Origin of the sequence: Anoxynatronum sibiricum (genome assembly GCF_039414295.1) — a bacterium.
GTDB classification, from domain to species: domain Bacteria; phylum Bacillota; class Clostridia; order Peptostreptococcales; family Tindalliaceae; genus Anoxynatronum; species Anoxynatronum sibiricum.
This window is the reverse complement of the sequence record NZ_JBCITM010000036.1, coordinates 1-10,066: the sequence shown is the minus strand read 5'-3', so window position 1 is coordinate 10,066 and position 10,066 is coordinate 1. Positions and strand designations below refer to the sequence as shown.

12 protein-coding genes and 1 pseudogene are annotated in these 10,066 nt (G+C 46.7%); 11 read left to right on the top strand and 2 right to left on the bottom strand.

The genetic code is table 11. The features are described from left to right. The first annotated feature begins 367 nt into the window (after positions 1–367). From AAIG11_RS17620 to AAIG11_RS17600, 5 genes are all read left to right on the top strand, one after another. Positions 368–1,183 (top strand): ADP-ribosylglycohydrolase family protein, encoded by an 816-nt coding sequence (locus tag AAIG11_RS17620; protein WP_343187527.1) that lies wholly within the window; start codon positions 368–370, stop codon positions 1,181–1,183. Between the two features lie 23 nt (positions 1,184–1,206). Beyond that, positions 1,207–1,419 (top strand): hypothetical protein, encoded by a 213-nt coding sequence (locus AAIG11_RS17615; RefSeq protein ID WP_343187526.1) that lies wholly within the window; start codon positions 1,207–1,209, stop codon positions 1,417–1,419. A 28-nt stretch (positions 1,420–1,447) separates the two neighbouring features. Next, positions 1,448–3,100, top strand: coding sequence for a nuclease-related domain-containing DEAD/DEAH box helicase (locus AAIG11_RS17610; protein ID WP_343187525.1), 1,653 nt, complete (start codon positions 1,448–1,450; stop codon positions 3,098–3,100). A 102-nt stretch (positions 3,101–3,202) separates the two neighbouring features. Beyond that, complete coding sequence (locus AAIG11_RS17605; RefSeq protein WP_343187524.1) at positions 3,203–3,775, top strand: type IV toxin-antitoxin system AbiEi family antitoxin domain-containing protein; 573 nt, start codon at positions 3,203–3,205, stop codon at positions 3,773–3,775. Then, the gene (locus tag AAIG11_RS17600; protein ID WP_343187523.1) at positions 3,768–4,601 is read left to right on the top strand and encodes a nucleotidyl transferase AbiEii/AbiGii toxin family protein; all 834 of its coding nucleotides are present in this window, start codon (positions 3,768–3,770) and stop codon (positions 4,599–4,601) included. Before AAIG11_RS17605 ends, AAIG11_RS17600 begins: the two co-directional genes overlap by 8 nt. A gap of 39 nt (positions 4,602–4,640) precedes the next feature. On the opposite strand, the gene AAIG11_RS17595 is transcribed toward AAIG11_RS17600, so the two are convergent. Beyond that, a complete protein-coding gene (locus tag AAIG11_RS17595) occupies positions 4,641–4,829 on the bottom strand; it encodes a type II toxin-antitoxin system HicA family toxin (protein WP_343187522.1) in 189 nt (62 codons plus the stop codon). Beyond that, complete coding sequence (locus tag AAIG11_RS17590) at positions 4,829–5,035, bottom strand: type II toxin-antitoxin system HicB family antitoxin (protein ID WP_343187521.1); 207 nt, start codon at positions 5,033–5,035, stop codon at positions 4,829–4,831. The genes AAIG11_RS17595 and AAIG11_RS17590 overlap by 1 nt, the downstream gene beginning before the upstream one ends. Positions 5,036–5,615: 580 nt before the next feature. Here AAIG11_RS17590 and AAIG11_RS17585 point away from each other — a divergent pair. The 6 genes and pseudogenes from AAIG11_RS17585 to AAIG11_RS17560 all read left to right on the top strand — a co-directional run bounded on the left by AAIG11_RS17585 (position 5,616) and on the right by AAIG11_RS17560 (position 9,993). Continuing rightward, complete coding sequence (locus tag AAIG11_RS17585) at positions 5,616–6,221, top strand: hypothetical protein (protein WP_343187520.1); 606 nt, start codon at positions 5,616–5,618, stop codon at positions 6,219–6,221. 3 nt (positions 6,222–6,224) lie between these two features. Then, positions 6,225–6,788 carry a DUF7010 family protein gene (locus AAIG11_RS17580; protein ID WP_343187519.1) on the top strand — a complete coding sequence of 188 codons (564 nt, stop codon included), beginning with the start codon at positions 6,225–6,227 and terminating at the stop codon, positions 6,786–6,788. 318 nt (positions 6,789–7,106) lie between these two features. Next, positions 7,107–7,619 (top strand): annotated as a pseudogene (locus AAIG11_RS17575) (phosphatidylglycerol lysyltransferase domain-containing protein); the annotation flags it as partial. 167 nt (positions 7,620–7,786) lie between these two features. After that, positions 7,787–8,536: a peroxide stress protein YaaA gene (gene yaaA, locus AAIG11_RS17570; protein ID WP_343187518.1), complete on the top strand. Its 750-nt coding sequence runs from the start codon at positions 7,787–7,789 to the stop codon at positions 8,534–8,536. Between the two features lie 153 nt (positions 8,537–8,689). Continuing rightward, positions 8,690–9,376, top strand: a complete 687-nt coding sequence (locus tag AAIG11_RS17565; protein ID WP_343187517.1) for a TetR/AcrR family transcriptional regulator — start codon at positions 8,690–8,692, stop codon at positions 9,374–9,376. A 104-nt stretch (positions 9,377–9,480) separates the two neighbouring features. Beyond that, the gene (locus tag AAIG11_RS17560) at positions 9,481–9,993 is read left to right on the top strand and encodes an ATP-binding cassette domain-containing protein (protein ID WP_343187516.1); all 513 of its coding nucleotides are present in this window, start codon (positions 9,481–9,483) and stop codon (positions 9,991–9,993) included. Positions 9,994–10,066: the final 73 nt, after the last annotated feature.

The following is a 10,066-nucleotide window of genomic DNA, read 5'->3' as shown; positions in this document are numbered from 1 at the left end:
ACGACCACAGTAACCTTTATACTCATGAATGCTCACCCGTGCTGTTTCCAGTATACAAGAACATGATAAGATGTTGAATTTTCTTCTGGGCAAGTGCTTGGAGCCAGCGTAACGGTGATACAGGGACACGGTTATAGAGGGAGTTATAAAGGGATGTTGGGTGATGCTGCCGGATCTGTATTTCAGAAGAAGCGCATAAGAAGATAATTAAACGAGAGAACAAACAGGGGGAATCATGACAATGGTGTGAGTGCTATCGCTAGCTATCAGAACCAGACGGCCTAAGCTGACCGAAAGGTGCCGGTCAACTTGTTCGGAATAAACAGAGGATGTCTAACAGGGTAAGGGTCAGATAAGGAGGGGTACCATGCTGGGAGCCATTATTGGCGACATCGTGGGTTCGCGGTTTGAACGCCATAACCATAAAAGCAAAGACTTTGATTTGTTCCACCCCGACTGCAGCGTAACGGACGACAGCATCATGTCCCTGGCCATTGCGAAGGCCCTGTCTGAATGCGGAAAGGATTACGACAATCTGGGCCAACTGGCAGTGAAAAACATGCAGGAGCTTGGTCGCCAGTATCCCAACTGTGGTTTTGGTGCCTGGTTTTATTCCTGGGTTCATTCGGACAATCCGCAGCCTTATAACAGCTTCGGAAACGGTGCCGCCATGCGGGTTAGTGCTTGTGGTTTGGCTGCAAATTCCCTTGAAATGGCAAAATATCTTTCTCTGAAAGTAACGGAGGTCACCCATAACCATCCGGAAGGATTAAAAGGGGCTGAGGCCACCGTGGTGGCAGGCTACATGGCGAAAAACGGATGCAGCAAATTGGAAATCAGGGAGTATATTGAGAAACACTATTATCCCTTGGATTTTACCCTTGAAGAGATCCGCCAGGCTTACCGATTTGATGTGACTTGCCAGGGAACTGTTCCCCAGGCCATCGTGGCTTTTCTTGAAGCAGACAGCTTTGAGGATGCCATTCGAAATGCCATTTCCATTGGAGGGGACAGCGACACCATTGGGGCAATCACTGGAGGCATTGCCGGTGCATTCTACTCAATACCAGGAAAGCTGCGTGAACAGGCATTGACGTATATGGATGAAGAGCTTCAGGGCATTCTGAAGGCCTTTGAGGTTGAATACCATGATGTGTCTGATCCAGAGAAGGAAGAGGAATGACTGATGGACGAGGAGGTCTAATCGTGAAAATCGGCCTACGAACACCAAGTTTAAAGAAAAGAGTACGAGCTCGCACCACGGGGAAGATCAAGCGCAAAGCCAAAGGTGCCGTGAACCCTTTGTACGGCATGAAGGGCATGGGGTATGCCAAGAACCCCAAGCGAGCCATTAAGAACAAGATCTACAAGAAAACCACCTTTGATGTGTTCAGTGTGCTGAAGAAACTATTCAAATAGACAAGCAGACAAGACAGGAGGTTTCCCCATGGCCAGGATGATTCCCGATGTGAACCCCATGACCATTGAGAACGAGGGCGAGCGGTGCTTTTACACCATTGCCATGCAGCTGCCGGCAGAATACATAGTGCTCCATAGTTACAAGTATGGGGAAGAGGATGGGGAAGACCGGCAGCCGGACATCATCCGGGAGATCGACTTTATTGTGGTGCACCCTGCCATGGGGTTTGTGACCATTGAGGTGAAGCAGGGGGATGTGATGTACCTGGACGGAGCCTTCCACGAGCTGAAGGACAGGGGCCGTTACCAGCCCATGAAAAAAGACCCCTTGAAACAGGCCAGTGACGCCATGTATGGGGTGCTTCACCAGTACCAGGAAAAGTCGGGGGAGCGGGTGTTTCCCCTGAAGATTAAGTATGCCCTGTGTTTTCCTGACAGTGTGCGCCTGGGTGGCAACCTGCCGGATGCACTGAAGGAAGAAAGCCTGCTCTTGGGCCCGCACCTGGAAAGTGTTGAGGCCCTGGAGGAGGCTTTTGTAGCCCTTTTTGGGGGTAAACGAGGCCGTCCGGAGCCGGAGGCCTGCCGTTTGCTCTTGGACAAGGTGCTGAACCCCCGGTTTAATGTGTTTGCCACCTGGGAAGACCGGCTGGAGGCCTTCCACCGGAATGCGGAAAAGGTGCTCACCGAGGAGCAGGGCCGGATTCTGGAGGAGACGGAGTACGACAAGCGGAAGATCTTTCTGGGGGGTGCGGGAACGGGCAAAACCTTTCTGGCCATGGAGAAGGCTCGGATGCTGGCGGCCCATGGGAAGCGGGTGCTCCTCACCTGCTTTAACATCAATCTGGCCGAGTATGTGTTTCCCCGGGAGGCGGAGGGGATCCGGGCGGTTCACTTCCACGGCCTCCTGGAGGAAGTGCTGCGCAGCTGCGGGGTGGAGGAGTCCTTCTTCCAGCGGAAGACGGAGGAGCTGCAGGAGTATTATGACCGGCTGATGCCGGACAGGGCCCTGGAATGCCTGGATTACCTGGAGGTTGACCAGCGCTTTGACGCTATCATCATTGACGAGGGCCAGGATTTTCTCAACGACTGGGTGGCCCTGCTGGAGATGCTGCTCCGGGAACCGGGGGAGTTTTACATCTTTGCCGACCCGGACCAGAACCTGTTTCGCCGGCAGCTCATTGACCTGGATGCCTTTCCCATCTCCCGCCATAAGCTGACCCTGAACCTGCGCAACACCCGGAGCATTAACCAGTGGCTGCAGCAGGTGATTCCCGGCCTCACCCTGCGCCATAAGCTCACCCAAGGGCCGGAGGTGCAGACCTTTGCCTGGAAAACCCCGGCAGAGGAGCTGGCCCTGGCTAAAAAGGAGATTCGCCGGCTGGTGAGCCAGGGAGTAAAGCCCCGGCGCATTACCGTGCTCTCCACCCACCGGAAGGAAAACAGCAGCTTCAGCGGCCTGGACCGCATTGAAGAATGGCCCCTGGACGACACCGGCAACCCCCGGGCAGAGGGCATCAAGTTCACCACCATTCGCAAATTCAAGGGCCTGGAGTCGGACATTGTCTTTCTCATCGGCGTGACCCCGGACTCCCCCGTGGCTTCCCCGGCGGATGTGTATGTGGGCAGTTCCCGGGCACGGTTTATGCTGTACGTGTTTCATAGGGTGGATTGGGTGGTGTAGGGATGTTGCTTTTGTGCTTACAAAATGATAAAATGTACGCACAAATGCAACAATACTGTGTAATGGATTGTGGGTGATGATATGAAGTACAGGGAGCAAATTATGCAGCACCTGAAAAACAGCCAGGGTGTTGTCACGGCGTCATGGTGCAAAAAAAATTCCATACCGAGTATATACCTCTATAGAATGGAGCAGGAAGGTATTCTGACAAGAGTAGGGAGAGGCATTTACATTGATGTTGCCGGAGATTATGATGAGTTTTATTTTTTTCAGCTCACTCATGGAAAATGCATTTATTCCTATGGGTCTGCGCTATATCTTCTGGAAAAGACGGACCTGATTCCCCAGATTTTTGACGTGACGGTGTATCGAGGGTATAATTCCCATCGGCTGCCCAATAATGTGAAAGTTCATTACGTCAACAGGGAAATATATGAGATGGGGATCAGGGAGGTTAACACAGTTTTTGGCAACACAGTCCGGGCTTATGACATGGAACGCACACTCTGTGATTTAATCAATAACAGGGATAAAGTGCCTTCTGAGCTTTTTGCACAGACAGTGAAAACCTATGGGAAGAGTGCTGATAAAAAAATGATGGTGCTGTTCCTCTACGCAGAAAAGATGGGGATTGCCCAGGAAGTGCAGAAACTGATGGAGGTTTTTTATGAATAAGCAGAAGATGACATTACTGGTGCACCAGGTAGCCAGGGAAAAGAAGCTGAGTTTCAATACCACGCTGGTATATTTTTTCCTTGAGGCAGTTTTAAGAAGAATTGCTCATATTAACGGAGATCTTTTCATATTCAAAGGAGGTTTTATTCTCTCCAATATCATTGATATCACTCAAAGAACCACTGTGGATATGGATGTGCTTCTCAAAGGTTATGAAATGAAGCAGGAGTCGGTATTGAAGCTCTTGAACGAAGTAGTCGCTGTGAAAGTAGACGATGGTGTCCTGTGCAGTGTTCAAAGCATTGAACCTATCAGAGAGCAGGATGACTATGGCGGATTTCGCATTAAGATCCTTTGTCAACTGGAGAACATTAAACAGATTATTCCCCTGGACATTGCTACAGGTGATCCCATTACCCCGGCTCCTGTAGTATACGAGTACAAGACACTGTTTGATAACAGAAAAATATCGTTACTGAGTTACAACTTTGAAACCATGCTTGCAGAAAAACTGCACACCATATTTGTCAGAGATTTGGCCAATAGCAGAAGCAAAGACTTTTATGATGTGTTCATGCTGATCACGCTGCGACGACAGGAGATTGATCAAGAAAGACTTAGACTTGCTTGTATAAACACGTTCAATTACAGAAAAACACCATTGAACACGGATGAGTTGAAAGATGTGATCGGCCGTATTGAAAATAGCACCCTCATGAAAAACAGATGGGATTCCTACACCAAATCAAATGGATATGCGCAAGGTGTTTCATACCAGGAAGCAATAAGCGCATGCAAGCAATTGGTGCAAATGCTGGAGGTGTAAGTTGGCCGATACGGGAGTTGCATCGTGGGTGTCATAACGTTACATGGGACGGAAAGGTTGCATAGGGACGAAGGTTGCATAGGGACGGAGGTCGTGAAACATTGCAGCGGGATTCCCTTCTTTCCTGTACTTCACATGACTGCCTTTTTGTGAAACTTTCTGAAAGCCCAACGCTTCCAGAATGCTGATGATTTCTGCCGGTTTCATGACAGGGTATTTTGATCCCATTAAATGGCTACCTCCATCGTTGTGATAAAGGTAGGAACGGTATCAGTATCGTAGGGGGTATCCTCATAATAGAGTTCCAATGCTTCCCTTAGATTTACAAGTGATTCCTCGATAGTTTTTCCTTGTGAGGCCACGCTGTTTTCAATGCATTTGGCCACATACCAATTTTCTTCTTTTTGAACGACCACAGTTACTTTTATGCTCATGAATGTTCACCCTCTCTGGTTCCATTATACAAGAATACGATAAGATGCTCAATATGCTTCCGGACAAGGGCCTGTAAGGTTGCATAGGGTTGCAACATACATACCGGGACGGAGGTCGTGAAACATATCGTGAGATGTGTATCCAAGTCAACATCGCACCTCATTTTACACCTCATTTTCCAATGCTTCCATTGCCCACAGGGGATGAAGAAAAACTGTAGTCACAACACTTTTTGAAGCTCATGGTGCTGAGTTCGTTGCGCCATGGGCTTTTTAGTGCTTTTGTTGTATCCATAGCTGTACAATGTCAGTTTTTGAGATGGGACTGCTCAGTGGTTTTCCAGGTAGATGTGTCATGGCGATAAAGCATTACATGCGAAGGTGTGATAAAGTGATAGAAGGTGTGATAATGTGACAAGGGGATACATTTCATCAGCGATCCTGTAAGGAGAAGACGGGAGGGAAACAATGATGGTGAAGACTCTGGGAGTTGTGGCAATGGCAGTATTGATGGTGATTATGCTGGTTGCCGCTGCGGCTTTCCGGTGAAAAGGGGCCGTACATCCTCGTACCCCACTCCATGTCCGGATTGGAGGCCCTCTACTGGGCTCAAGAATACCCGGATGAAGTCAAAGCCATTGTCGGGCTGGATCCATTGACGCCAGAGAGTGTTGAGGCAATCGGTGATCTGCACAAAGGCCGGTTGTATTTCATGCATGTGGTGGCGCGAACAGGCCTTACCAGGTTTATTCCGGAGCCTGAAATTGGGGAACAGCTGCCACTGATGAAGTCGGCGGAACTGTCGGCGGAAGACAACGAAACCTATATGGCTGTCTTTTATCGGAGTACCTTTACGAAAGACATGCTACGGGAAGTTGGATCCCTGAGAACCAATGCAGCTATGGTGGCAGAAAACCCGGTTCCCACGGACACACCCATGGTCTTTTTCATTTCCCAGGGGCAGGAAGAAGTGGCGCCCGGCTGGAAGAAGGCCCTGTATGACTACTTATCGCAGATCACCACCGGAAAGTCGATGGAGCTTGAAACCGGCCATTATCTCCATTACGAAGAGTCGGAACTCATTGCAGAAGAAGCCGGGAAATTCATTACTGGCACAGGCAGGTTTGCTGAAAAGGGAAGTGGAAAGTCTGAAGGCGGAAATAGAAACCCTGGAGAAGGAGGTTGATTAATGGCAGAGAATGGATTAGATGCGACGGCGATTAACAATGCCCAGAAGGAAATGCGGGCTGCATTTTTAGGTGGTTTTGCCGGACAGCTTGTTTCAGGGCTCCTATGGATCATTTCTGCTGCCATCAGTGTGCTGAGCAGTCCACTGCACGGTATGCTGTTTTTGTTTTTTGGATGTATGGGAATTTTTCCGCTGACCCAGCTGACCCTGCGGATCATGGGGCGATCTGCCAGGGTTGGTTCAGAAAACGGATTATGGGCCCTGGGTGCTCAGGTGGCTTTTACAGTACCCATCAATTTTCTGTTGGTAGGCGCGGTGATTCTTTACAGACCGATGTGGTTTTATCCGGCGTCGATGATTATTGTGGGCTCTCACTATCTACCATTCATGACCCTTTACGGGATGAAAGTCTACGGGGTGTTAGCGGCACTGCTGGTTTTGACCGGTTTGGGCATCGGGTTGTATGGGCCTCCCGTCTTCAGCCTTGGCGGATGGGTGGCCGGAGTGATGATGATGGTATTTGCATTTGTGTGCAGGCGCGTCACGCTGAAGGAAGAAATATAGATAGAGTTTAAATCCTTCCATTAAAAAGGGATCCTCCTGCCCTGAGAGGTCTGCTATCTATCTTCCCAGAAAAAACAGAAAGAATACACCTTGTAAGAAAGTGACCAAAGAGCAGGATGAACTGGCTAAGAAGCTGAAAATCTACAACAAACGCAGCTTTGTCTGCGAACAGACGCCCGGTTGGGAATAGAGAAGCTTACCAAAAATCTTCAAAACTTAATATCATCAATACTTAATAAAAAATATGCTAGAATGAGGGAATAAAGAGAATGTAATGGAACCGCCAGATTTGTCAGTGGCTTTTAGGAGCACCTTGCTGAAATGAAGCAACTATCAGATCTGTGGTTTGACGGGCGCAAAGAAAAGCAGTTTTTCCTGGGGTTCTTTAACGAAAGTTACCTCAAGATAACGTCGGTGGCCACGATTAAAGATTCTCAGGGTTACATGGTGGCCTTTGCGAATCTGATGCCTGCCCATAGAAGCTATGAAATGATTTCGGTGGATAATGTGACGGATGTTGCCAAGACTTTCTTCCAGACAAGCTGGTTTATCGAAGGACTGATTTCTCAAACACTGATTGTGCATTTTATTCGGACCTCAAAAATCCCTTTTATTCAGTCTCGAGCTGACATTCGCTTAATCTGCTCCACCATCGGCGGGATTATTGCGGCATTAACCATCCCATTTCTGTTGCACAGGATCGTTAGTTTTCATTTTGAGATCATGCCATCGATCTTCTATCTGTATTTGGCTGCTACGATTCTTGGGTATGCACTTGTCATTGAAAATGTTAAAAAAATATATATTCAAAAGACTGGCGGCTGGTTATAAAAGCCGAATAGCAAATTTGCCACTGCGTTAATCCTCAAACACTGATTCCTTCATCAGCGTATCGACCCTGCTCTTGATGGATTTAAACCTGTATAGGGTGTTCCATCTCTTTCCACCAGGGCAGCTTGTAAGCCATAGAGGCGGTATTGACAGAAAGGGAGCACACCATGCGCATCATCATATCTCCGGCGAAAGCCATGCACACAGCCAATGATGTACTGTCACACCAGCAGCTTCCGGTTTTTATGGAAGAGGCTCAGGTGCTGTTGGAAGAACTCAAGGACAAAACCTATGAAGAGCTAAAAGCCATTTGGAGCTGCAGTGACAAAATTACCACTCTCAATGCAGAGCGGGTTCGAAAAATGAATTTGCGTCGCAACCTGACCCCGGCCATTTTGACCTATGACGGCATACAGTACAAGTACATGGCCCCCATTGTCTTTGAGAATAAGGATTTTGAGTACATAGAAGAACACCTGCGAATCCTCTCCGGCTTTTACGGCATCCTTCGCCCCTTTGATGGCGTGACACCTTACCGGTTGGAGATGCAGGCAAAGATCAAAGGCGATCAGGTGGATTCCCTCTATGACTTTTGGGGCAGCAAGCTGGCAGACCGGCTGTGTGCTGAAGCCGACTGCATCATCAACCTGGCTTCGGAAGAATACAGCAAGGCCGTTTACCGGCATTTGACCGATGATGTGCGGTTTATTACTTGTGTTTTTGGGGAAATGAAAGAGGACAAAGTCATCGAAAAGGGCACCCTGGTGAAAATGGCCAGGGGTGAGATGGTGAGGTTTATGGCGGAAAAAAGAATAGAAGACATCGATGGGTTAAAATCCTTTGACAGGCTGGGCTATGCTTTTCAAGAACACCTGTCGGATGAAAAAAAGCTGGTGTTTATTCAGTCAAATTGGTGACAGCATGAAAGACGCCCCCAGGAATCCGCCGACAACGGCCAGATTGTTGTCGCCTTTTTGGACGAAGAAGCAGATACTTAACGACAATGGCATTGACAATAAATGGATTGCCTGATAACATACATTGTGAATGTATGTAAAGGAGGAACCTATGTGGCAAGAAATAAATATCCAGAGGAAACAGTTGATTTAATTTTAGAGGTTTCTGCAAAGCTGTTTTTAGAAAGAGGATATGAAAACATTACCATGGGGGACATTGTTGCAGAGCTGGGGGGGCTAACTAGAGGAGCGGTTTATCATCATTTTAAGAATAAAGAAGATATTTTAGAGGCTGTAATGACAAAAATGTTTAGTGAGAATGATTTGCTTGCTAAAATAGAACAAGAAAAGAATATGACTGGACTACAAAAAATTAAAAAATTAATACTATATTCTTTAACCAGCACAGAACAGCAACAGCTATATACGTTTGATTTATCTCTAATGAAAAACACCAGGATTTTGGCTCGCCAGCTGGAAGTAACGATTACAGAATTGGCGCCCATCATTGAAAAGTGGATTATTGAAGGTTATGAAGATGGTTCTATTGGAGCAGAAGATGGTTCTATTGGAGCAGAAGATGGTTCTATTGGAGCAGAAGATAGTAAACAAACGGCTGAAACCATAACACTTCAATTAAATTTTTGGGCTAACCCATCTGTTTTTTTAGTAACCAAGAAACAGTTAATCTCCAAGTTTCAGTATTTGAGAAGATTGTTTGATAGGTTAGGGATACCCATCATAGACGATGAAGTTATGGAGGCTTGTCTAAAATATGCAGATAATATTCTATTAGAGTAGAGTAAATGTACCTATGATAAACTGCCCTTCTTAGGGCAGATTATTTTTAAAAGATACATACATTATAAATGTATGTAAACATCTATAGTAAGAGGAGGATCTTGATGAAGGAAGCAGCAGTACAAACCCACAATTTGATAAAAACTTTTTCCGGCGAGGAGGTTATTAAGGCTTGTAATATGACAGTACCTAGAGGAAGTATCTACGGTCTCTTAGGAATAAATGGAGCTGGAAAAACAACTGTATTTAAAATGCTTTCAGGGTTGCTTATGCCAATAGGGGGAACAGCAGAGGTTTTAGGAATGGATATAGTTTCCCAACGACGTAAAGTATTAAAAAACATCGGTACTATTATTGAGACGCCTATTTTTTATGATCACTTGCCGGCAAAGGAAAATGTAGAGATTCATTTATCCTATATGGGGATTGAAAATGTTGATGTTAAATCTGTGTTAGAAGCTGTTGATCTTCAGCCTACAAATAGGCATCCAGTTTCAAAATATTCGCTTGGTATGCGTCAACGATTAGGTATAGCGAGGGCTTTGTCCCATAAACCACAATTATTAACTCAACTTTCCCACCAGTTTTTGACAGATAATCCGTCCGAAATCGGCTGAAAGTTATGTACTTGCAAATAACCTACATCTTAGCGTATCGGGAACTGCATTTAAGAATACATTCATAATCTGA